This window comes from Maridesulfovibrio ferrireducens, from assembly GCF_016342405.1.
In the GTDB taxonomy this organism is placed as follows: domain Bacteria; phylum Desulfobacterota; class Desulfovibrionia; order Desulfovibrionales; family Desulfovibrionaceae; genus Maridesulfovibrio; species Maridesulfovibrio ferrireducens_A.
On record NZ_JAEINN010000021.1, the window covers coordinates 12232 to 36830 of the forward strand.

The following is a 24599-nucleotide window of genomic DNA, read 5'->3' on the forward strand; positions in this document are numbered from 1 at the left end:
TAACAATACCGCCTTATTAGAGACAGTTGTTACAGGTATGGTCTGTTCCAAAGGAGATCATTGTGTCAATTGATAAAATATTGGTCGTAGAAGATCATCATGATACTATTGAATTACTGAAATATAATTTGACCTCATCCGGTTTTGACGTTGTTACAGCAATGGATGGGCATAAAGCTCTGGAACAAGCCAGAAATGAAAAGCCTGACCTTATTCTGCTTGATCTTATGCTTCCGGGCATTGATGGGCTGGAGGTCTGCCGCAGGCTTAAACATGAAGCGGGAACGCAGCATATCCCTGTTGTAATGCTTACAGCTAAGGGTGAAGAAGTAGATAGGGTTGTGGGGCTTGAGCTCGGGGTTGACGATTATATCGTAAAGCCGTTCAGCCCGCGTGAATTGGTGCTCAGGGTTAAAGCTGTTTTAAGGCGCGGTTCAGAAGTTGAAACGAAACGTCCCGGTAAGTGGAATCGTGAAGGTCTCGTAGTTGATTTCGAGGCCCATACTCTGGAATGCGATGGAGAGCTGGTGGCTCTTACTGCAACAGAATTTAAGCTGTTTTCAGAGCTATTGCAGCATGAAGGAAAAGTTCGTACGCGTGATCACCTTCTTGATAAAGTCTGGGATACTCATTTTGAGGGATATTCGAGAACTGTTGATACGCATATCCGGCGATTACGTCAGAAGCTCGGTCCATATGCCGACTTTATCGAGACCGTGCGCGGTGTCGGATATCGCTTTAAAAGCTGATTGATCTCAATCTGTATTTTTTCTGAATTTATTATAAAAAAAATCCCGCTTGAAACTAATTTTCAAGCGGGATTTTATATTGCGTATTGAATTTGACTTTTTAGGCTTATTGAACAGCTTTTTTGCTTTTCAACATCGGTTTTTTGATACCGTATTTAGCCAGAACATTTTTCATGCTCTGAGTGCTTTCAGATGATCCGATATGTCTGACAAGGACTCTATGCCATGTTTTAGTTCCGCTTTTGCCTGTCTCAATGGAGGAATCAAGGCCGTCAGTAAGAAGCTTATCTCTAAATTCCTGAGCTTTGCTTTCTGATCCGAAGGATGCAACCTGATACAGATAGTTGAATACCGGAGCGGCGACTGCTTCCGGATTATCCATTTCTACCGGAGGTTCAGGAACTGAGACAGTCTGTTTGGGCTCAGCCGGAGCTGTAACGGTAATTTCTGTTTTTACTACAGGAGTTACTAGTGTCGTTTTTGTTTCAGATTTTGCAACAATTACTTTAATTGCAGGTTTCTGATCAGGCTTAGCAGAGGTTTCAGGCTTTATTTTAAGCTGGTCCATATACTGTAACTCTTCGGGTTTAAGAATACCGCCTTTCACTTCACCTGAGCTGTTTACCGATTGTGTAGGCATCATCATTGCCAGTTCCGGGACGTCTTTTTCCGGCTGATATCCTCTGCCGAGCAGAATTCCGAGTACGAAGAAAGCACATAATGCCGCTACGCATACTGAACAAAGCCCAATGACTTCCGCCACAGTAAAGGTGAAAGTATAGGTCTTTTCCTGAGAGGAATCTGATCCGGTCTTTTTTTTGCGGATAGCCACGAAGTCGCTCCGTTTTGTTGCAGACTTACAGTTAGTTACATTTGTTCCGGCGCGGAAACACCAAGCAGGTTCAAACCATTGGCAAGAGTTTTTGCCACGGCCTGTAACAGGAGGAGTCTTGCCGCGATAATTTCTTTTTCAGCTGAAAGAATATGGTGCATGGAGTAAAATCTATGCAGCGCATTAGCAAGATCTCTCAAGTAATAACTGATGGTATGCGGGCTCATGTATTCACCTGCGCTTTCCACCACATCATTAAATTGATCCAGAAGTTTCATGAGGCCCAGTTCTTCAGTATTTCCTAAGTTGCTCAGAAGGACCGGATCACACGAACCTACTTCGATTCCCTGTTCTGCGGCCTTGCGTATTACTGAGCAGATACGCGCGTGAGCGTATTGCACATAGTAGACTGGATTTTCCATGGTTTTCTGTTTGACCAGATCAAGGTCAAAGTCGAGATGACTGTCGCTTTTGCGAGAGAGAAACATGAAACGTGAAGCATCACGGCCAACTTCGTTGACCACGTCTTTAAGTGTCTCGAATTTTCCGGCACGGGTGGACATTGCAATCTGTTCTCCGCCGCGCAGCAAGTTAACAAGCTGTACGAGGATAACTTCAAGATGTCCTTTTTTGCCGAGAGCTTCAACCGCCGCCTGCATGCGAGGGACATAACCGTGATGGTCTGCACCCCAGATGTCGACGACTTTGTCGAAACCGCGTTTGTATTTATCGTCATGGTAGGCGATATCAGATGCGAAATAAGTCAGGTCCCCGTTTGATTTACGAAGTACGCGGTCTTTGTCGTCACCGAGGTCGGTACTCTTAAACCAGAGCGCTCCGTCTTTTTCGTAGGCCATGCCTCTTGATTTGAGGTCAGCGAAAGTTTCTTCAACTTTACCGACTGAAACAAGACTTGCTTCGGAGAACCATACGTCATGGCGGACATCAAAAGCTGCGAGGTCTTTCTTGATACCTTCAAGAATCTGGTTCATTCCGTATTTGCGGCAGATTGCGATCGAGTCTGCTTCGTCCATTTCAAGAATGGTCGGATTGAGAGCCAGCACTTCTTTGGCGATATCAGTGATATATTCGCCCTTATAAAAATCTTCAGGATCGACAATGTCGCGTCCTTCGGACTGCTGTAATCTTACCCAGATGGAGTTCCCGAGGATAAGCATCTGGCGTCCGGCGTCATTGACATAGTATTCTGCTTCAACGGTATGTCCGTTAAATTCCAGAATACGGACAAGGCAGTCTCCGAGAGCGGCTCCGCGTCCGTGTCCGATATGCAGAGGTCCTGTCGGGTTGGCAGAGACGTATTCAACCTGAACTTTTATGCCTTTTCCTATTTCGGAGCGACCGAAATCAGCACCTTTTTCGAGAACTTCAGGAATGAGGTTCTGCCAGAAGGCGTTGGAAAAAGTAAAGTTCAGGAAGCCCGGTCCTGCAATGTCGACTTTTTCAATATATGGATCATTGTCCAGTTTATTCTTAATTTCTTCGGCAATGGCGCGCGGGTTCATTTTTGCCTGCTTGGAAAGCATCATGGCAAGATTCGCGGACATGTCTCCGAAATTTTTATCTCTAGGGGGTTCGAGAACAGCTTTTTCAGGCCATTCCCAGCCCTTGTTTTCAAGAATGGAACCGAGGACGTTTTGAAGATGAAGTTTGGCTTTCATTATGGATCAAAAATCTCCTTATCTAGATATGGTAAAACGGCTTATCACTTTTCGCCGAGCCTTCCAAGTGCATAAAACAGTGTAAAAAGGGGCCGAGGTGGAATTAAGACTCTTTCATATTTATAAGAAAAGTGTAAATCTCAAATTCAAGCCTTTTAAAAATTAATATTTTTTGCTTTTGCGGAGATCAATTTTGGATCCAGTTATGAATCGTTTTCAGAAGATGAGCTATTCTATTCCGTGGAATATAGCCCTTTTAACGTTAGGTTCTTTTCTGACAGCCCTTGCCATTAAATCGGTTGTTATTTCTAACGCATTTTTACCAAGTGGCATTTCAGGGCTTGGACTTTTAACATATTATATTTTTCCGTCAGTGTCTCCGGGTATGTGGATTTTTTTGCTGAATATCCCGGTGTTCCTTGTGGGCTGGTTTTTTATCAGCCGCCCGTTTTTTTTGTACAGCCTGTACGGAATGATAACTCTTAGCGGATTTATTGAAATTTTGCCGTGGACAGTTAGTTTTGATGATAAATGGTTGGCTGTTCTTGCCGGAGGAGTTGTGCTGGGACTTGGTTCAGGCATAGCGCTCCGCTCTCTGGGGTCAACAGGGGGAATCGGCATTTTGCAGATTCTTTTCCGTGAAAAGCTTGGAGTAAGAGTCGGTCAGTTTTCCATGGGATTTAACGTGGTTGTTTTGGGTATCGGGACCCTCTGGCTAAATTTGAATGATGTTCTTTATTCTTTGGCGATGATTTATGTTTCTTCAGCGGTAATAGACGTTGTGCAGAGATTGTTTAACCAGCGCAAAATGGTCTTGATCATAACGTCTTTTCCAGAGGATGTATCCGGCGCAATAATGACACGGCATGGCCGGGGCACAACCTTGCTGAATGCTCGCGGGGGCTACACCGGGCAGGAGCGCACTGTTGTAATGACAGTTGTTGACTCTTTCAGACTTAAAAGACTTGAAGCGACAATCTTTAATGTTGACCCGGCCGCGTTTGTAATAATCGAATCAACCTTCAGCGTGCTCGGAAAAGGCTTTTCCGTGCCGAGGTAGCTTATGAGTAGAACTATCGCGCTTTTAACTGATTTTGGACTGGATGATCCATATGTCGGTCAGATGAAGGGTGTTCTTGCAGATAAAGCTCCTGATTCCCGGATTATTGATGTCAGTCATGGCATTGCGCCTTTTTGTATTTCTCAGGCTTCTTTCTTTTTAGCAGCGGCGATAAAACATTTTCCTGATGATACAGTTTTTGTCGCTGTGGTTGATCCCGGAGTCGGGAGCGGGCGAAGAATAATTGCCGCAGAGTTTGGTGACACCATTGTTGTTGCTCCTGACAACGGCATTGTAGAGCTTGCCGAGGCGGATTATTGCGGAACTATGATTGTTACTGATCTCAGCGAAACCGCAAATCAGATGAGAAGTTCATATACATTTCACGGGCGGGATATTTTTGCTCCTATTGCAGCGAATATAGCTTGCGGAAGCTCTCTTGAAATGCTCGGATCGAAACTTCCGCTTCGTGACGTTGTGCGGACAGGGCTCAAAAAGCCTTTATGGATGGAAAACGGAGTGGAAGCGGTTGTTTTGCATAAGGATAGATTCGGAAATCTTGTGCTGAATATTCCTGAAAATCAGATTATGCCTGAGCGAATGTCTATACCTGATAAAACTCCATGTGTGGGAATAGATGCCGGCTGCGTCAGACGCGCATGCTGTTATGCAGAGCTTGAGTCCGGTGTTCTAGGGTTGATTGTAGGAAGTCAGGGGTTTTACGAACTGGCTCTTTATCAGGGCTCAGCGGCTGAAAAACTGAATTTTGGTCCGGGAGATTCACTTGTGCTTAAATGGGGCGGTATATGAGAATTGGGATTGTTAGGGATTTTTTGATTACTCTTGGTTTTATGACCAGAATCGGTCCGATACTTGATATTGAACCGGAAGATTTAAGGCGGACAGTAAAATGGATGCCTTTCTGCGGGCTTGCTCTCGGCGCAGTGATAATTCTTCCTTTTTATCTGGGATTGTTTGCGGGGAAGTTCTGGATTCAGGCATGGTTGACGCTTGCTGCGTCTATTTATTTGACTCGGGGGCTGCATTTTGATGGCATTGCCGATATTGCAGACGGAGCGGGTCCTTTTCCTGATCCAGATAAATTCTGGCGCATAATAAAAGACAGCTGTTCTGGAGTGTTTGGAATTTTAGTTTTAATCGTAATGCTTACTGGTCAGCTTATTGGTTTTTATTATGTATTTGAAGCAGGGGCGTTAGGTGCAGTCTTATGGGTCTTTGTTGTTGGACGACTTGGAAATTCCGTAATGTGTATGGCCGGAAAATCCTTTGCAAGACCGGGGCAGGGATCGCTCTTTATGTGTGGAGCGGATAATTTTTCTATTGCTTTTGCTTTTGTTACAACAGTTGTAGTTGGGATCTTTGCTGTGGATATCAATACTCAGATTTTAACTTATCTTCTTGCTGCATTATGTATTTTGTTTTTATACAGACTTGCAAAGAAGGTGAACGGTGCAAACGGAGATTTTTTGGGCGGGGCTGTTGTTCTTTCCGAAACAGCCGCATTGCTTGCTTTTGTAGCTTGTCATTAGTCGACATATTTTCTGCTTTATTTTTGCGTTAGTGTCTGTATAATGCTCTTTAAGGTAGACGTTTTTTAAAGCTTGATTGGAACTTTCAATAGATTGGGGACAGCTTATGAATGATTTGCCTACGCTTAGAAAGTTCGGGGAGCAGCTTGATGTTCTCAAGCTGTTTGCGGAGCAGGGCGAAGTAAAAAAGGCCTCAGCTTTAGCACAGTCTATTTTCGAAAACTATGTGTTTGTAAGAGACATGTTTCTTCGTCAGGAAGATGATTTGCTTTCGGCGGGTAATGCCCTTGCCGAGAGTGAAGACAAAGCTGAAAAGCTGGAAGCAAAGCTGAAGCTGGCGCTTGCAGCTTATAATTCTGATTTTGAGTTGTTCCGTAAATTTTGTCGCGCGCTGGATTATGCAAATACACTCAAAGATCTTTCAGATTTACCAGACATGTTGAAAGATATTGCCAATGAATTGGGAGTTCACAGAGTTACAGTTGTTTTAGACCGCAAACTTTGTGAAGGATTGCCGGATTCAGGAATACCTTCATTTTTTTTAAAAGGGTGTATGCGTTTCATTGACTCAACCCTTCGTAACACTGGTAATAGAGTTTTTATAGGCCCTCTTTCACGTATGATGCGGCCTGATGTTTTTTTTGGAGACCCGGAAATGAGCCCTGAAAGTGGTGGGTCGTGTTTTGCTTTCGGGCTGATGGATAAGTATAGCCCTGATGAAATGATAGGGCTCTTTTCTCTTTATGATCCTTCTGTCAGCAGATTTCATCCTGAAATGGGAACGGATTTTCTGGAGCATTTTTGTAGTTCTATAGCATCGACATTAATAGATGTAATAAATCATCAGAAGGCGATGATTTTAAGGGAAGACGTGAACAGAATCACTCATCACGATCTTAAAACTCCGCTTAATGCAGTAATAAATCTGCCTCATCTGCTTCTTGCTGAAGAAAAAGATCCAGATAAGATAGAAATGATACAAGCTATTCAAGACTCTGGTTATCGCATGCTTGGTCTTATCAACAGATCGTATGATTTATATAAAATGGAATCAGGAACTTATAACGTCGTTCCCGAAAATGTTAATATTATTCCGATGATACAGCGTATTGAGCTTGATCTTACAGATGTTATTAAGTCTAAAAATTCTGCTTTGCATATTTTTGTGGATAAAGCGAAATGGAACGGTGAAGAGGGCTTTTATGTCAGAGGTGAAGAGTTGCTTCTGTTCTCTATGCTGGCTAATCTTATAAAAAATGGATTTGAAGCGACTCCTGAAGGAAAGCCCGTAACAGTGGCTTTTTCCAGTGAAGATAATTTTTCAATTGCGGTTCACAATTACGGAACAGTTCCTGCTGCCATACGGAAAACTTTTTTTGAAAAATATTCAACAAGCGGTAAAAAAGGCGGAACTGGTCTCGGTACCTATTCCGCCAGTCTTATTGCTAGGGTTCATGGTGGTGAGATCGATATGATCTCTTCTGATGAGGAAGGGACTCTTGTTACCGTGAAAATTTAAGTTGTGCCTCTGCTACAAAGCAATGGATGCACGGGGACATCTTTGAATGATTTTTATGAGCGGCCTTGGAAACAGTCTTAGCGATTTATAGGTAGTTGAAAAATAAATTTAGTTCCTTTGCCCGGGGCAGAGTCTACGGAGAAAGTTCCGCCGTGATTCTGAGTGACTATGAAGTATGAAACAGAGAGCCCTAAACCTGTTCCAACCCCTTTCGGCTTAGTGGTAAAGAATGGTTCGAAAACTCTTTTGCGGGTCTGTTTGTCCATTCCAGGTCCATTGTCTTCAACTTCAGTTGTTACATATCCGTCTTCTTCTTTTACTCTGATAGTGATCTGTGCTGGGGCTTCCGGATTTATCACACTGCTCATAGCGTGAGCAGCATTGCCTAAAAGATTCAGCAACACCTGTTCTATTTCAGTTGGAGCACAAACAACAAAAGGCAAATCGGCTGCGTAATCTTTTACAATATTGATTTGTTTGAAGTCATAGTTTTTCTTCAGGTTATAATCCTGCTCGGCCAGAGCCAAAGCTTTATCAACGAGATCAGTCATCTGACATGAAGTGTGGCGCACATCCGTTTTGCGGCTGAAATCGAGCATGTTTGCCATTATCTTCGCGGCTCTCTCGGCAGCACTTCGTATATTGTTCAGCATTTTGAATATCTTGCGCTCTTCCATATAATTTTGCATGTCTTCAAGAGAGAGTCCGCGTTCTTCAGCCGCTTTGATATTACCAGGCAAATCAGGAGAAAGGCGTCGTTCAATGTTTTGCGCGCCTTGGAGAATTCCTCCGAGAGGATTATTTATTTCATGGGCCATGCCTGCCGCAAGTCCTCCCACAGACATCATTTTCTCAGTCTGAATCATAATTTCTTCGATTTGGACGCGAGCTGTTACATCATCCAGGCGGATAACTGCTCCTTCTATGTCGTCTCCTATAAGTGGGTAGATAGTGATGTTCCCATAATGTATTTCGTTGTCCACCTTGCGGGGGGTGCGTACTCGTTCGTATGTTTTTCCGTTTTTAACGATTCGCTTTGCACGTTTTAATTCGTAAGACAATTCTGGAAAGACATTGTATAGGCGACGATTCAGCGCTTCTTCTAAAGAAAATCCTGTTGCAATTTCTGCCCCGGAATTCCATTGGGTGACACGGTCTTTGTTGTCGACCCCTACGAGAATAGAAGGCATGGAATCAATAATGTTTTTAAGATGATTGCGAAGTCGCAGAAGTTCTTTTTCAACTCGTGCATGTTCGTTTATTTCTATTTCAAGATGTTCGTTTGTGGATGACAGCTCTTCGTTTCCTTTTTTTAGTTCTTCCACCAGATGTTCTTTTTCGAGAATGCCGCGTCTAACAGAATTAATCATCTGATTGATGACCATTCCCAGTTCTCTGGTTTCTGTGGGACCGCCGACAGGAATGTTTGCTGCTGATATACCGTTTTCCCCGATTGCACGGCTTGCCGCAGTTAATTTTAAAAGAGGCTGTGCAATTCTTCTTGAAAGTATAGTGGCAAAAGCGAGAGCAAGGGCAAGAAAGCCCAAAGAGAGAAGGATAATTTTATTTCTGAGTAATATTCCCGGTTGTTCTAATTCTCCTACATAAATAGAGGAACATACATACCAGTCCAGTGGTTCGAAATGTCTGACGTAGGTACGTTTTTTGAATTTAAACTCACCGAGGTGGTATGGAGGTTTATCCCACATGTATTCAAGTACTCCGGTTTTATTGGAAGACTTGATCAGCTCCTCACCTATAAGTTCTCCTGTTTCTGGATTTCGTAATGTTGAGGTGTTCATACCTGCATATGTGGGATGCACAACTAATTCTTGGTTTCCGGTAAAGATAAAGATGTATCCGCTTTTTCCAAGTTTAATCTTTGCCAAGGAGACTTGCAGTTCATGCAGCATTGCATCAAAGCGTTTGCGAACATCCGTTTCAATGTCATCTACGTAAACGCCGGACCCTATGATCCAGTTCCATTCTTTAAAAATTTTAACATACGAAATTTTAGGCTGGTCTTCGGTTAGGCCGGCAGGACTTGGCTTAGGCCATAGATATTCGACGTATCCGGCCCCCTTTTCTTCGCATATGTCTCTGGAGGCTACGAATAGATTTTTGCTATTACCTGATGCGGTGTTGAAGCGAGGGTCATCCAAAATTTTGCCGTCAAGTTCCGGCAGTGTTGTGTGCATTATCATGCTTGGGACAGGCTTTCCAGTGTCGTTAATCCAGATATAGCCGACCCAGTTATCATATCTCATATTTTTAAGCTGTTCGAGACTGAGAGTCTTGGCTTCCTTCTCAGTAAGTGTGCCTTGTTTATATTTTTCATAATTTAAAAATACAGCTGCGTATGCTATACCTATAATGTCTTTTAGCTCACCCTTGCGGTTTTCAAGGATGGCTTTTTCAAAAAAGAGTAAGCTTTGGTACTCGTTTGAGACATTGAGCAGAGTTGAATCGATGAGAGCTTGTGCATTGTTGTATTCAGACTGGTATACTGAGTTGGTTACTTCTCTTTGAGCAAAAAAAGTAATCCCCGCGGTTGTTATGATAACAAGCCCGGCGACAAAAAGGAGTATAATTGCTCTCATGGATTTAAACATACCGTCTTCTCTCTTCGTGCAAATGAGGCTGATGAATCTAGTGAGTCGATGATCTTTTTTATTATTAATAAACAATAATAGCTAGATACTTATGTTTGGATGATATCATATAGCTGTTATGAGGTAAAACCGTTTAGAGGCTTTCCCTTCAATTTTGTTCGTATAAAAGCCTTGTCAGGGCCATCGAGAAGCTGAAAAGATTCGGCTTTTATCCTGATAATTTCACATTCCGGTCCCGAGAAAAGATCCGCAATGTTCGAGTTTTTTTGGGAGATAAGTTCTATAATATCAGCGCGTTCGCTGATGGATGAGACGGGAGTATGTATGCCTGTTATGGTTAATGCTTTTATTTCTCCCTGTCGTTTTTCAAGTTTACCGTCCCGGTCATCGATAAGCAGGCTCACTTGTGGGTTTTTCTCGATATTCTTCCATTTGTTGCTGTTTTTGCGGCTGATCATGTATATCTCAGACGCATCGTCGGAGCTGGCATAAGTCATAAGCGAGGAAAGAGGGTAGGGTTCTCCCTGTGTAGAGAGAACCAGAATATTATTGTTTCTGATGAGTTCAAGGCAGGTTTCGAGTTTGTCTTTTTCGTTTGGCATGTGTCCTTACCTGAGTTGTTTTATTCAAACAGGACTTTTTGTCCTTCTATCAACTGACTAATAACAGAAGAGTCTGAGAGCGTTGAGGTATCCCCGAATTCGTTTTCTCCGGCTGCAATTTGACGAAGAATTCTGCGCATGATTTTTCCAGAGCGTGTTTTAGGGAGTCCTTCGGAGAATTGTATGGTCTCCGGAACAGCAACCGCTCCGATTTCTTTGCGGACCCAGTCACGAAGAATCTTGCCCATTTCTTCGTCTTCATCGAGGCCGGGACGCAGGGTTACGTATGCATATATGGACTGTCCTTTAATCTGATGTGGAACACCTACTACAGCCGCTTCAGTCACATCGGGATGAGCAACAAGGGCTGACTCGATTTCCGCAGTTCCGAGTCTGTGGCCTGAGACGTTTATAACATCATCTAACCTGCCCATAATCCAGAAGAAACCGTCTTCATCAATCCGTGCGCCGTCTCCGGTTTCATACATGCCGGGGAACCGTTCGAAGTACGTTCTGGTATATCGTTCGCGGTCGTTGTTTATAGAATGCAGCATTCCCGGCCAAGGGTCCGTGATAACCAGATGTCCGCCCTCGTTCACTTCTGCGGGAGTGCCGTCACTGCGGACTACTGCGGCATTGATTCCGGGCAGAGGTTTTGTGGTGGAGCCCGGTTTAAGCGTGGTTGCATAGGGCAGCGGAGAAATCATGATGCCACCCGTTTCAGTCTGCCACCATGTATCGAGCAGTGGCAGTTTCTCTTTGCCCACATGGGTATGGTACCACATCCATACTTCCGGGCTGATGGGTTCTCCGACAGTCCCGAGAATTCTAAGTGACGAGAGGTCGTATTTTTCGGTCCACTGCCTGCCCTCCCGCATAAGCGCTCTTATGGCTGTGGGGGTGGTATAGAAAATATTTACGCCGAATTTATTTATGATGTTCCAGAACCTGTCCGGCTTAGGATAGGTCGGGACTCCCTCAAACAGTAAAGTTGTAGCTCCGAGAGCGAGCGGTCCGTATACGGTATAACTGTGGCCTGTGACCCAGCCGATATCCGCCGTGCACCAGTGAACATCGTCTTCTTTAAGATCGAAAACCCACTGAGAAGTGTGTGCCGCACATGTAAGGTATCCCCCGACTGTATGAACTATTCCTTTGGGTTTTCCGGTGCTGCCGGATGTATAAAGAATAAAAAGCGGATCGTTTGAGTTTAGAGGAACAGGTTCGCAGCAATCAAGGATATCTTCAGCAGCCATTTCTTCGTGCCACCAAGTATCCCGTCCTTCGATAAAGTCTATTTCATCGCCGGTTCTCTTGACGACTATGACTTGTTCAATCGACGGGCATGAAAACAGAGCTTCATCCACATTCTTTTTCAGGGGAATTGTTTTTCCGCCTCTGAGTACGCCGTCGCCTGTAATCAGAACTTTGGCATCGCAGTCAAGAATACGGTTTTGCAGGCTGATTGCTGAAAATCCGGCAAAAACAATGGAGTGTACAGCGCCGATACGGGCGCAAGCAAGCATGGCTATAACCAGTTCAGGAACCATGGGTAGATATATTACGACCCGGTCTCCTTTGCTGATGCCCATTTTTTTCAGAACATTGGCAAATCTGCAAACCTTGCGATGTAGCATCTGGTAAGTGAACACAAGTACATCTTCTTCCGGTTCGCCCTGCCAGATGAGCGCGGCTTTATTTCTGCGTCCGGCTGTCAGGTGACGGTCCAGACAGTTGTATGAAGCGTTGAGTCGTCCGCCTTCAAACCAGCTGTATTCATGTTTTTCAGGGTCGGAGACTAGAGTTGTGCGAAAATCACGATTCCAGTGGAGTAGTTCCCGCGCTCTTTCCGCCCAGAATCCTTCGGGGTCTTTTACTGCTTTTCTGCAAGCTTCGTCATATTTTTCCATGCTTCCGATAAAAGCCTGATTTTGCATATCTGCAGGCGGATCAAAGGACCTTTGTTCCGTCATCAAATTCTCGATGGATTTTTCACTCATATTTTTACTCTGATATTTCCTGTCTTTTCGGGGGGTGTGCACCTCAACTCAATATATACTCTGTTTCTATCGGGATGGATAGTGCTGAACTCGTAATTTCAATCCTGATAATTTTCTGTTACCACTAAACTCAAGGTAGTTTATGCTTGATAATGGTTTCAATACATAGGTATGACGATATTAGAGCTGTTTTTCATCTTCTGAATATTAAAAAGAGGCTTTCATGAGTGTTGTTAATCTGGGATTCCTTTTTCAACCTAGGTCCGTAGCCGTTATCGGTGCCACCAACGAGCCTGGTAATCCGGGCAATATTCTCATGCGCAATCTCATGGGAGGCGGGTTTCTCGGTCCGGTCATGCCTGTAAGTACGGATGCGGAAGCCATTTCTGGGGTTCTCACATATAAAGACGTGGAAGCTCTGCCTAAGGTTCCCGATCTGGCTATTATCTGCCGCCCTTTGGCAGAATGTCCGGAGCTGCTCATAAAATTACGTAAAAGAGGCGTAAAAGCTGCTGCTTTGATTGGTCCCGGATTCAGTGAAATGACCGAAATGGAAAGGGGTAAGCTCAGCAGAGAACTTTTGAAAGCCGCGAATTCTCCACAGATGAGGATTTTAGGTCCGAAAAGTCTGGGATTTATTAATCCATCTTTGAATCTGAATGCCAGCATAGCTCCTCTCCCTGCAAAAGCGGGTAAAATAGCATTTGTTTCACAGTCTGACAGTTTTATTCCGACAGTTCTCGACTGGGCGCATACTAACGATATCGGTTTTTCTCATGTGATATCTATGGGAAGCCGAATTGATTTAACTTTCGGAGATGTTCTTGATTATCTTGGGTCTGATTCTCAAACCCGCTCTATTCTGCTCTATATTGAGTCAATTAACGATGCCAGAGACTTTATGTCCGCTGCCCGTGCAGCGTCCCGCAACAAGCCTGTACTGGTAATTCGTCCCGGTCTTGCTTTACAGCAGGTGACGCAGGAATTGTCTCAGCTTGGTAATACTATGAATGCAAGGGCAGATGAAGTTTTTGATGTAGCTTTCCGCAGGGCCGGTATGTTGCGAGTGCAGACCATTGATGGTCTTTTTGATGCGGCTCAGACTCTTGCCAGCCTTAGACAGCCTGTTCGCGGTAACCGTTTGGCAATTATTGCAAACGGAACAAGTGCAGGACTGACAGCCGCAGACGGACTTATCAGCCGCGGCGGCAAGCTGGCTAAGATTTCAGATGAGACAATAGAGAAGCTTGATAAACTTTTTGCAGGAAGGTGGGGTAAAGCAAATCCGGTCAGCGTGGGTTTTGATACTTCGGGAGAGATATATCTTGAAGCTGTTAAAATTCTTATTAAAGATAAGGGAGTGGATGCGGTTTTAATTGTAAATGTTCCTTTTTCAGGTTTTTCAGGGGTGGAAACAGCTGAAACGATAGCCAAGGGGCTTAAAAAAATCAGACGTATGGTTCTGACCGCGTGGCTTGGTTCAGGTATGTCCCGTAAAGCCAGAAAAGTTTTTTCTTTTGCGGGAATACCGACTTATGAAAGTGCAGATCAGGCTGTGCGTGCGTTCATGTATATGGCTGAGTATCAGCGAAATCAGGAACTACTGACCGAAACACCGGATTCTTTGCCTTCTGACTTTTTCCCCGATACTACTTCCGCCCGTGAGATTGTTCGCAAAGCTCTTACACAGGGCCGTGAATCCTTAAATGAGCCGGATTCCCATAAAGTCCTTGCGGCTTACGGTCTTCCTGTTGTTGAAACCAAAATTGCTGTTTCAGCGCGTGAGGCTGTTATTGCTGCGGATGAGCTGGGTTGTCCTGTTGCTCTTAAAATTCGGTCCCCTCAAATCAGTCAGCCCTATGATGTGGGCGGCGTTGTTCTCGATCTCGACAGCCCTGAAAAAGTCTGGGAGACAGCGGCGAATATGTTGACCCGTGTGAACAGACAAAGACCTGACGCCTATATTGAAGGATTCACTGTTCAGAAAATGGGCAGAAGATCCAGAGCTCATGAGTTGTTTATTTCAGCCTCTATTGACCCGACTTTCGGGCCGATTATTCATTTCGGACATGGCGGAATGACCAGAGAAGTTGTTCGGGATCAAGCCATCGCAATGGTGCCGCTTAATATGAGTCTGGCCCGCGAGCTTATCAGCCGGACCCGTATTTTCAGGCTTTTATCAGGTACACCTACTCAGCCTCCCGTGGATATTGAAGATCTTTGTCTGACGCTTATTCAAGTTTCGCAGCTTTTCATTGATATTCCTCAAATCGTGCATCTCGATATCAATCCGCTTTATGCTGATGATACCGGAGTTCTCGCTTTGGGTGCGAAGGTAAGGATTGCAGAATGCGGGGAAAATTGTCCAGAACTGGCAATCAGACCTTATCCCAGAGAGCTTGAAGAATGTGTAGTGCTGAGAGACAGCAGACAGGTAACGTTACGTCCCATAAGACCAGAGGATGAGCCTGCACATTATGTCTTTTTAGATCAGGTGTCGGATGAGGATATGCGGATGCGCTTTTTCGGAGTGGTCCGCAGGGATTTCGATCATAAAGATATGTCACGTTTCACCCAGATTAATTATGATCGCGAAATGGCTTTTATTGCCACAGCGATAGGGCCGAAAGGAATACCGGAAACACTGGGCGTTGTGCGAACATCAACCAAGCCGGATAATTCAGAGGCAGAATTTGCTATATTGATCAGGTCCGATCTTACGGGAACCGGTCTTGGCAGTATGCTTTTCCATAAAATTATCCGGTACACCCGCGAAAGGGGAACCCATTGGCTGGTGGGGCAGACTTTGTTTGAAAATAAAGCAATGCAGGGGTTGGCGCGTAAGTTCGGATTTGAGATCAGCGAAAATTATGAAGAAGATCTGGTTGAAATGAGGCTGGATTGTTCTAAAGATCTTGAGAAGGAATAGTTTATACGTATCTTTTTTTACTTAGGTATTAATAGTTAAAAACCCGGCCCTGAATAAGTTCAAGGCCGGGTTTTATTGTTTTAATGTTCTCCGGGATGTTTAGCGTAGGTCAGCGGACCTTTTTCATAGCCGACTTGTTTCAGCCACCATGCCGGATAGAATACGGACTGGGCAATTCCGGCAGAAGTATTGAGATAGCCGTCATTGTATTTGATGTAGAGATGTTCGGACAGCTTCCACCACTTGTTCAGCACTCTTTGAGCATTATCGTCACAATATTTTGTGAGCATTTCTTTTGCTTCAGCCTTTTTTTTGTTTTTGATCAAGCTGAGTGCGGTCTGCTCAATTCCTAACTGTCTGCCGAATGCTTCCGCTTCAAATCGGTCACGCACAGAATGAATGTCTTTTATCATGAAAGAATATTTGAGCATTGCATAATTGGCGACGTAGTTGAAAGCGGTCCACATGCTGTTACGGTCAAATTTTAGAATGTCACCCTGCTGCAGCGGGGCGGGCAGGTTGTTAACTCCTGCATAAAAAGGCATCAGGCATGCTGTTGCCGGACGGTCCGGTCCATACCATGTTAATCCGCCTATGGTGTCAGGAAGCCATTTGCGGGACTGATTTACGTAGGCATAAACACATCTGTAAATGTTCAACGGACGTTCAAAGGCTCCTTTGACAACGCTGAGTTCGCCTTCCTTTTTGGAAACGGATTCGGCTTGTCCTTCAAATCGGTTGGGATCGTTGAAAGGTCCGGCAGCCAACCCTTTTGTCAGGTCGAATTCAGTCCCTTCGTAGTTGTCTCTGTGAATGGTGAAAATATTTTCCACACTTAGTTTGTTATCGGGCTTGATAGCGAAGGGGTATTCTTTCGTTAACGGTCCTTTCACCCACGCTGAAAGTTTTTTGGACGGAGCAACAAGGGATTGCGCTCTCCAGACTCTGCGTAATGAGTAATAGGGGTGATGATATTCACCGTCACCATATGTTTTAGTCCAGTCCAGCGGGCCGTTTTTAGGTGACCACCAGCCCTTTTCTTTTGCTGCGGAGAATACATTTTTGGAATGCATCATGTCCCGCGCATCTCTAATCTCACGGATGCGGAACTGGTTTGCGGCTACAAAAAAACTGTCGTCAGGAACGCGCTGGGCAACCCATACTCCGCCTGTTCCATCTTCTTCATAGCCGCACATTTCCATAACCCAGCCTTCTTCGGTGTCGGCAACAAGAAGTGTTTCTCCTGTTCCATAATAACCGTATTTATCGATGAGTTTGCCCATAAGTTTTACGGCTTCGCGTGCTTTTGTGCATCGTTCTAAAGCGACCCGTGAAAGTTCAGAGGAGTAGAATAAGCGTTTACCCGGAGCCGGTTCCGGTTCGACTTTCGCCTTATCGGTGCATTCACCGATGGAAAGCTGGTGTTCATTCATAATGCCGTAGTTGGCATCAAAATATGCGTAGGTATGTTTAACCTGCGGGATATAACCGATGGGGACGCTGTGTGTGTAGCCTGCTGTGTCATAACCGGGGCCGCGGTCCTTTGCTACAAGGCGTTGAGTTTCACTTCCGCCCCATTCCGGTTTGTATCCCAGAGAGCAACCGTCGTAATATACAGCACGCATACTTCCTTTTTTATGGTCCATTGCGGGGACATAAATAAGCCGCCCGTCTCCGAGGCCGTCATCTGAGTGCGAAACCATTACAGAGCCGTCAGCAGAAGCTTTTTTACCTGTGAGAGTGGTTGTGCATGCCGCCGCAGGATATGTTGCAAGCAGTAAAGCACCAACTACAAAGGTCAGCAGAAATGTTTTCATAATGAACCTCATGACAAGTACTGAAATTGATATAATTATTTTTTAAATCAAGTCTGTCATATCATATGAAAGAATGGGGTTCAAATGTTGAGGGGATATTTTTGTAAGTATGGGAGGGATGAAAAGCCTCGTCCGGTCATGAAAATTAATCGGATCATCTAGGCAGTAGCCATAAACATCCACATCCCCGCCAGCTAAACCAATTGGGTCGGGGGTTATGAACCTGCCGATGGTGAGGGCATATTCGTTTCTTAGGTTTAGGACATCCACCCCCGGCTAAAAGCAAATTTATCTCCATCAAGACGGCCAAATATTTAAATTTTAGTGTTAACTACATCATCAAGTTCATAATGTTTTTTACAGTATTCCTCATAAGCAATCCGTCCTATAGCAAGAACAAGAAAAATGTTTACAACTTCATTAATTGCGCCTGAATACAATAATAGATCGTACATTTGCTTAGAATATGAAATGTTCCATAAGACGAGGAAAAGGCTATTCACTGCAAGCAATACCCCAAAATTAATCAAAAAAGACTTAAATGACATAGGAAAAAACTTAAATTTTGATAGCGGAAGTATTGTAGCCATATAAATGATTGAAGCACACAATGCGAAAAGAAATGATTTAGCAGTAAGACTTGAGAGTACATAAAAAAAAGTATCATAATCAAAAGAAGTATTTGATGAGACTAGCATATCGCCAAGAAATATTCGTACCATATCAAAAATATTATCAATTAAAGAAGCTAACCATGAATTTACTTTTGCTAAAACAAGCATAATAACAAAAAAAAGAATTATTTTTTTAAAAATATACAACAAGTTATACGATCCCTTTACGTCTCTAATTAAACTTAAGACTAAAGAAAATATAACAATAGAAAACATTAAATGACTATACCATTCTTCCAAATTTTTAAATCTAAATACTGAATAGATAAAAAGAATCATAAAACAATATATATTTTGTTTTACGACAGCAAAAAAATACAATGATATTTTTGACACTAAATACTCCACTATGGAGATGGACACTCTTTCAACAGTATCCATCTCCATATCAATTTTATTTATTAACCCGACTGCGTTTAATTACTTTTTTCACTTTTTTTAGGTATGGAATTGCAATCGACATCCTATCATCAGGAGTATCCAAATAAGCCTTAGCAATTTCCTTAAGTGAAGGACTTACTGCCTCCTGAATAGCCTTTGCCCGCTGCTTACGGAGCGTGGAGTTTTTGCTGTATAAATCACTCCATTTACTTGAATAAACTTTATGATTTATTTCATTCTGATGTTTTTCAGTTTCTTTTCCTTTTTCAACCATATTATTCCAAGAGTCTTTAATTGATTCAGTCAACTCTTGTCCCAAAGAGGTTTCGTCAAGAATTACTTTTTTGCCATACTTTGCAGCTTTTTTTTGGGTCTCAGGATGAGTAATCGGACTGACAATTTTGTGAGTCTCGTCTAAAGCTTCCTCAACGAGTTCAACTCCGGCTTCACCAGCAATGCTGCCTATTTTTCCTAAAGCTTGGCTAGTTCCTTTTACGGTCTTCACAAGGCCATTTCTAACTCTTGATGGAAATCCTTCTTCCTTTTCATGAACATTATGACTCGGAGTGTCAGTCGAATGTCCGCGCACAAATGCCTTGTTCCGTTGTATTTGTTCGTGTTTATTTTTCCCAATATCCGATTCCTCACTCTCCCCAGCCAACCCCGTCCGGTCATGAAAATTAATAGGATCATCCAAACAGTACCCATAAACATCCACATCCCCGCCAGCTAAACCGATTGGGTCGGGAGTTATGAACCTGCCGATAGTGGGATTATATTCACGATATCCCAAATGTACGAGTCCGGTATCTTTGTCTGTCAGTCCCGCGGCGAATCCTAAACACACCTCTAAGCTGACTCCGCTATCGAGCAATACATTACCGAACGAATCATATATAATTCGCTTTACATCATAACCTCTTTCGTCCGCAACCATGAAGATAGTGCCGACTTGATTTGTTGCGAAAAGAAAGGTGCGTCCTTCAAATGTCATGCTGACGGGATCGCCTTCTTCGTTATAGGAAAATACTTTTGGGTGTAATCCTTCGCCGTCTGTCACGGCTATAAGTGTAGTCAAATCCTGCCAAAGATACTTTTCGACAACTTTGCCGTTGATAGACTTCGCAATTCTTCGCCCCAGAGGATCAGAGGAATATTCGATTCTTCGTCCGTCCGGTAAACGAACTTCGTGAAGCGGGCCGGATTCTAAATATGAATAGCGAGTTACCTGCCCGAGATCAGTTTTCATAATCATGCGGCCTTGATTGTCGTACATATATTTTACTTCGCCAGCTTGCAGGAGTTGCATGTTTTGGCCGTACTTAAACAACCTTGGTTTTGTCTGCCGAGTTTCCGCGAATAAGCGTTCACCGTTTTTACCGTACTGATAATGTTCAATAACAGCGTTGTCGCAGAGAACTTTGCTGAGTCTGCCGCCGTTGTCGTATTCATATTCACGTTCAATAGCTTCTGGATCGAGAACGATGCCTGTGTATATGATTCTGCCGTTTTCATCTCGTTCGGTGGCGAGTAGCGAAAACTCTTCCTCCGAATTTGGAATCATGAACGATTTTGTTTGGTATGCTTCGACAGCTTCAACATCCACGGAATCCCTTTTCTGTTCATCATAAATATGTTCACCCGTGCCAGCTTCCGGCTGTCGCGGCTGATTCCTTGCAACTTCTGCAAGTAATTCCCGCCCGTATTGAGTATTTATCAGATCTTTAACAAGCGGGAGTTCTGGATTTTCAACAATAAACTTTGCGTGGAGATTCCGCTTTGTTTTTTTAAGATATTCCTTTTCGTATTCCATTTCTCTAAGCTTGCGTTCCCATAACGCCCTACGTTCAGGGGACATCATGCTTGGATACATGCGTTCATGGGCTGGAAATTCTTTGAGACAATAATAGGGGCTGTCCATTTCTTCCGGCCCCTCAAGAATTGAGTTCGGTACCACATCGTACATCATTTCCAGAATGTCTTCGGGAGGCAGTGAGTTTTTATACAGGCGAACATTGATTGGAATATCCTTGCCTTCTTTCTTTCTTAACTTGTAACCGCCGGGATAGATCATGTTTCGTCTCCACTTATTTTTGTGATCGCCTTTCCAAATACAGAAATGTTCTGAATTTGGGTGATGGTCGTTTGTCTTAATAAGCAGAGGATAATGGACAAGGCGGACATGAATAAGCCGAGTCAGGTCCGTCCTGTGAAAAAAACAAAAAAATACCACGTTAGATCCTTAAGCTTAATCAGGTGTAAGTGATGGACTTAACCTAGACGGGGTGAAGGATCGAACATGGTATTTGTTACGGACTGTCCGTGAGGACGTTCCGGACACCTCCCGATTGATGTCTTCTAGCTAAATCGGTGAATTCTTATATTTCTTTAGCCCGCTTGCAAAAACATGCTTCCGGTATGTATGGTATCTTTATAAAGATTAAACTTACCAAACCGGCGGAGACTCAAATTGAGAAAATCGTTTTCAATTTTTATAATATTAATCCTGCTATCGATGACAGCGGGAATTAGTTTTGCTCGAAACGGTTCCGCCATCCCTGATCAACCTTTGCTTGATGCGGATCAGGCCTTTGTACTTTTGAAAGAAGGCAATCAGCGTTTTGTAAAAGGTTCCAGTGTTTATCCTAATCAAACTTCCCATCAGCGGAAAGTGCTGGCTCTGAAAGGGGAGCAGCCTTTTGCAACGATTGTTACCGGGGCAGATTCGCGAGTAGATCCTGTGCTGATTTTTGACCGTGGTCTGGGGGATATTTACACAGTGCGGATTGCAGGAAATGTGGCAGGAACAGATACTCTGGCTTCTGTAGAATACTCAATGCTCGCAATTGAAACTCCGCTTCTTGTCGTCATGGGGCATACAAGGAGCAGTATCATTAAGGCAGCGGTCGAAAAGATGACTGTTAAGGGATATCTGGTTCAACTGATGGGTAAAATGGAGCCGGCCATAAAAATGACCAAACTCATGTACCCTTCATTAAAAGGAAATGAGCTGGTTGATAAGGTTGCTGAAACGAATGTTCGGCAGGTTTTACGCGATATTTTAGGGCACTGCCCCGGAGTGCTTGATAAAGTCCGGTCAGGTAAAGTTCAGGTTATGGGGGCTGTTTACAACACAGATACCGGAGCCATTAATTGGCTTGGACCCTAGCTTACAGCTAATCCGTCTGAATTTCGTAAGATTTAAGTTTACGATATAATGAACTTCTTTCAAGTCCGACAGCTTCTGCCAGCTTAGAGACACTGCCGTTAAATTCTTTCAGTTTAGTTTCAAGGAATTGGGCTTCAAAATCCGCGCGGGCTTTTTTGAAATCCAGTTGCCCTTCAGGAAGCGGAAGAGGCAGTTGATCCTGTTCGATGCTTTCAACTTTGGGGTTGTCCGCAATCTCGGGGGGTAGTTTGTCCGGTCCAACTTCCTTGCCGCCGAACATAATAAGCATCCGTTCCACAAAATTTTTCAGTTCACGGACATTTCCGGGCCATGCGTATTCGGACAGAACTTTCAATGCCGAGTTTGTAAAGGTCAGCGGTTTGAATCCATGCTGTCTGTTGAGGCGGGTTATAAATTCTTCGATAAGTAGCGGAATATCTTCAGACCTGTCTCTTAGAGGAGCAACTTCGAGAGGGAAAACTTTAAGCCTGTAGTATAAATCTTCGCGGAAATTACCGTTTTTAATTTCCTGAAAAAGGTCTTTGTTTGTTGCGGCGATAACACGCACATTCACATTGATTGTTTTACGACCACCGACCCTTTCAAAACATTGTTCTTGAAGTATCCTTAGTATTTTAGCCTGTGTTTTCAGGCTCATATCACCAATCTCGTCGAGAAATAGAGTTCCGGTGTCCGCCAGCTCAAATTTCCCTTCCTGTGCTCTTTCGGCTCCTGTGAAGGCTCCTTTTTCATGTCCGAAAAGTTCTGATTCGATAAGTTCTTCCGGTATTGCCGCGCAGTTTACGGCAACCAGCGGCCTGTCTTTACGAAGACTTTGCGAATGGATTGAGCGGGCGACAATTTCTTTGCCGGTCCCGTTTTCGCCGGTGATGAGAACCCACGCGTCAGTCGGAGCAACTTGCCCGATAATTTCGCGCAAGGATACGATTGCTTCTGAGCGACCTGTCAATTTGGCAGGTTGTTCAGTTTCAATACGTGTTCGCAGAGCTTTGTTTTCAGATTGCAAGTTCGAAAATTTGACTGCTTTTTCAGCAGTTATAACTACTTTTTCCAGTGAAAGGGGTTTTTCAATGAAGTCAAAAGCACCTTTTTTGATTGCAGAAACAGCTGTTTCGATATTTCCATGACCGGAAATCATCACCACGGGCAGCCAGTCCCATTCTTTTTTGATGCGGTCTAGGACTTCAAGTCCATCCATTCCGGGCAGCCAGATATCCAGAAAAACCAGATCCGGCATATCGTCCGATATAGATTTCAATGCGTTTTCGCCGCTGTCAGCTTCGCTTACGGAAAAACCTTCATCTTCTAAGACGCCTCTAAGAGAATATCTAATTCCATCTTCATCATCGACTATAAGTATGCTTTTGCTCATTTGGTGTCCGTTTATTGGCCGAAGGAAAAAGTTTCGTTTTCAATAATATCTATACAGGCATCAACTACGTCAGCATCATAGATAATTCCGCGTCCTTTTACAATTTCTGCGATAGCTTTACCAAATCCCAGAGCGGGGCGGTAAGGGCGGTGTGAACTCATCGCTTCCACAACATCTGCAACTGCGATTATTTTTGATTCAGGCAGAATGATTTTTTCCGATAGTCCATCCGGGTAGCCGGTTCCGTCAAGCCTTTCGTGGTGCTGTCGAACAATATCTGCAACAGGCCAGGGGAAAGAAATACCTTTAAGAATTTCATAACCTATTTCAGGATGAGTTTTTACTAAGCTCATTTCCAGATCAGTAAGCCTTGTGGGTTTTGATAAAATTTCAGCCGGGATAGAAATTTTTCCTACATCATGAAGGATTCCGGCAATTTTGATGCAGTGAATTTTTTCTACCGGTAGATGAAGTTTTGCCGCTATTCTGGAAGCCAGTTCGGCTACCCTTTGCTGATGCCCGGAGGTGTACGGATCGCGTTTTTCGGACATGGTAGCAAGGGCGGCAACAGTTTCATCAAATGTACGCCGTAACTGCTTAATGCTTTTTTTGAGAGCGACTTCACTTTCTTTGATCTGTGAAATATCTCTGAATATAATAACAGTACCCATGACGATGTTTTTGTCTTGAATTTTGGAAATATTTACCGAAACTGGAATAGTTTTGGTTTTTGTTTTCAGAGCAATATCTTCAATCAGCAGCGTTTCTTCAGGTTTTGAACTTAAAGTTCTTAAAAGACTAATGGATTTTAATGTTGAAGAGTCCACCATATTGATTTCTTCACTGAATTTTTTTGCGAAAAGGTCTTCAGGTGAAGATTCCAGCATAACGGAGGCTGTTTTGTTCACGGATTTTATTATTCCGTTTTGATCTATCGTTACAACTGCGTCGGCTATACTGTCGAAGGTTGTTTTAAGCCAGCGGCGATTTTCTTTGAGAGAGCATTCCGCTTTGTGCTTATAAAGAGCTATTTCGATAGTCAGGTTTAATTCCCTGTCTTCAAAAGGCTTAATGATATAGCCGAAAGGTTCTGTTACTTTGGCTCGTTTCAGCGTTTCATTGTCAGCGTAAGCGGTAATATAAATTACCGGAATGGAGCAATCTCCGCCAATTGCTTTGGCTGTATCAATTCCGTCCAAGTCTCCTTCGAGCATTATATCCATGAGGATAAGATCCGGTGACAGGTGAAGAGCCATTTCAATGGCGGTTATTCCATTGGAAGCAGTTCCGACTACAGTATATCCTAAGGCGAGAAGTCTACTTTTGATATCAAGTGCAACAATAGCTTCATCTTCTACGATAAGAACTCGTGGCATTTGATTGCTTGGTTCCGGCTTTTCTGGGTAGGGAAGCATATAAAACTCGGTAGTTATAGCTGATCATATATTAAGGTATTAAGTCCAACAACTGCTAGACGCATCCAATTTGAGTTGGTTTATAGCTGATATAGTATAATCACGAGTTTTGATTTCAGGCAAGTGTAAGGAGTATTTTATGGCTCCTCGACGTTTCGTGTGGAATTGACTTGATCGACAACACAAGTGAATGCAGTATATTCGGATGACTTATACTG

At 43.6% G+C, this 24599-nt stretch carries 18 protein-coding genes; 7 read left to right on the forward strand and 11 right to left on the reverse strand.

Annotated features, from left to right (window positions below; all coding sequences use genetic code 11):
- Positions 1-62: 62 nt before the first annotated feature.
- Positions 63-749 (forward strand): response regulator, encoded by a 687-nt coding sequence (locus JEY82_RS17485; RefSeq protein WP_304087992.1) that lies wholly within the window; start codon positions 63-65, stop codon positions 747-749.
- 106 nt (positions 750-855) lie between these two features.
- On the opposite strand, the gene JEY82_RS17490 is transcribed toward JEY82_RS17485, so the two are convergent.
- Entirely contained in the window at positions 856-1581 is a 726-nt protein-coding gene (locus JEY82_RS17490; protein WP_304087994.1) for an SPOR domain-containing protein, read from the reverse strand.
- Positions 1582-1616: 35 nt separating this feature from the next.
- Positions 1617-3260, reverse strand: a complete 1644-nt coding sequence (gene argS / locus JEY82_RS17495; RefSeq protein WP_304087996.1) for an arginine--tRNA ligase — start codon at positions 3258-3260, stop codon at positions 1617-1619.
- A gap of 205 nt (positions 3261-3465) precedes the next feature.
- Here argS and JEY82_RS17500 point away from each other — a divergent pair, with 205 nt between their 5' ends.
- From JEY82_RS17500 to JEY82_RS17515, 4 genes are all read left to right on the forward strand, one after another.
- The gene (locus JEY82_RS17500; RefSeq protein ID WP_304087998.1) at positions 3466-4320 is read left to right on the forward strand and encodes a YitT family protein; all 855 of its coding nucleotides are present in this window, start codon (positions 3466-3468) and stop codon (positions 4318-4320) included.
- Between the two features lie 3 nt (positions 4321-4323).
- Positions 4324-5130: an S-adenosyl-l-methionine hydroxide adenosyltransferase family protein gene (locus JEY82_RS17505; protein ID WP_304088000.1), complete on the forward strand. Its 807-nt coding sequence runs from the start codon at positions 4324-4326 to the stop codon at positions 5128-5130.
- Entirely contained in the window at positions 5127-5870 is a 744-nt protein-coding gene (locus JEY82_RS17510; protein ID WP_304088002.1) for an adenosylcobinamide-GDP ribazoletransferase, read from the forward strand. Before JEY82_RS17505 ends, JEY82_RS17510 begins: the two co-directional genes overlap by 4 nt.
- A gap of 106 nt (positions 5871-5976) precedes the next feature.
- Entirely contained in the window at positions 5977-7389 is a 1413-nt protein-coding gene (locus JEY82_RS17515) for a HAMP domain-containing sensor histidine kinase (protein ID WP_304088003.1), read from the forward strand.
- A gap of 77 nt (positions 7390-7466) precedes the next feature.
- Here the strand turns inward: JEY82_RS17515 and JEY82_RS17520 are convergent, their stop codons facing one another.
- From JEY82_RS17520 to acs, 3 genes are all read right to left on the reverse strand, one after another.
- A complete protein-coding gene (locus JEY82_RS17520; protein WP_304088005.1) occupies positions 7467-10001 on the reverse strand; it encodes a cache domain-containing protein in 2535 nt (844 codons plus the stop codon).
- A gap of 116 nt (positions 10002-10117) precedes the next feature.
- Positions 10118-10603: a pyridoxamine 5'-phosphate oxidase family protein gene (locus JEY82_RS17525; protein WP_304088006.1), complete on the reverse strand. Its 486-nt coding sequence runs from the start codon at positions 10601-10603 to the stop codon at positions 10118-10120.
- A gap of 20 nt (positions 10604-10623) precedes the next feature.
- On the reverse strand, positions 10624-12603 hold the full coding sequence (acs, locus tag JEY82_RS17530; protein ID WP_304088007.1) for an acetate--CoA ligase: 1980 nt from the start codon (positions 12601-12603) through the stop codon (positions 10624-10626).
- A 223-nt stretch (positions 12604-12826) separates the two neighbouring features.
- Between acs and JEY82_RS17535 the strand changes: the two genes are divergently transcribed.
- Positions 12827-15532 (forward strand): bifunctional acetate--CoA ligase family protein/GNAT family N-acetyltransferase, encoded by a 2706-nt coding sequence (locus tag JEY82_RS17535; protein ID WP_304088009.1) that lies wholly within the window; start codon positions 12827-12829, stop codon positions 15530-15532.
- Positions 15533-15612: 80 nt separating this feature from the next.
- On the opposite strand, the gene JEY82_RS17540 is transcribed toward JEY82_RS17535, so the two are convergent.
- The 4 genes from JEY82_RS17540 to JEY82_RS17555 are packed head-to-tail and all read right to left on the reverse strand — an operon-like array spanning position 15613 to position 20478.
- On the reverse strand, positions 15613-17349 hold the full coding sequence (locus JEY82_RS17540) for a dipeptidase (protein ID WP_304088011.1): 1737 nt from the start codon (positions 17347-17349) through the stop codon (positions 15613-15615).
- A 42-nt stretch (positions 17350-17391) separates the two neighbouring features.
- Positions 17392-17619 carry an RHS repeat-associated core domain-containing protein gene (locus tag JEY82_RS17545; RefSeq protein ID WP_304088014.1) on the reverse strand — a complete coding sequence of 76 codons (228 nt, stop codon included), beginning with the start codon at positions 17617-17619 and terminating at the stop codon, positions 17392-17394.
- Positions 17620-17663: 44 nt separating this feature from the next.
- Entirely contained in the window at positions 17664-18359 is a 696-nt protein-coding gene (locus tag JEY82_RS17550) for a hypothetical protein (protein ID WP_304088016.1), read from the reverse strand.
- Positions 18360-18417: 58 nt separating this feature from the next.
- Positions 18418-20478: an RHS repeat domain-containing protein gene (locus JEY82_RS17555; RefSeq protein WP_304088017.1), complete on the reverse strand. Its 2061-nt coding sequence runs from the start codon at positions 20476-20478 to the stop codon at positions 18418-18420.
- 396 nt (positions 20479-20874) lie between these two features.
- On the opposite strand from JEY82_RS17555, the gene JEY82_RS17560 reads away from it, so the two are divergent.
- Positions 20875-21573 carry a carbonic anhydrase gene (locus tag JEY82_RS17560; RefSeq protein ID WP_304088020.1) on the forward strand — a complete coding sequence of 233 codons (699 nt, stop codon included), beginning with the start codon at positions 20875-20877 and terminating at the stop codon, positions 21571-21573.
- A 7-nt stretch (positions 21574-21580) separates the two neighbouring features.
- On the opposite strand, the gene JEY82_RS17565 is transcribed toward JEY82_RS17560, so the two are convergent.
- Entirely contained in the window at positions 21581-22966 is a 1386-nt protein-coding gene (locus tag JEY82_RS17565; RefSeq protein ID WP_304088023.1) for a sigma-54 dependent transcriptional regulator, read from the reverse strand.
- A gap of 11 nt (positions 22967-22977) precedes the next feature.
- Positions 22978-24381 (reverse strand): HD domain-containing phosphohydrolase, encoded by a 1404-nt coding sequence (locus tag JEY82_RS17570; RefSeq protein WP_304088026.1) that lies wholly within the window; start codon positions 24379-24381, stop codon positions 22978-22980.
- Positions 24382-24599: the final 218 nt, after the last annotated feature.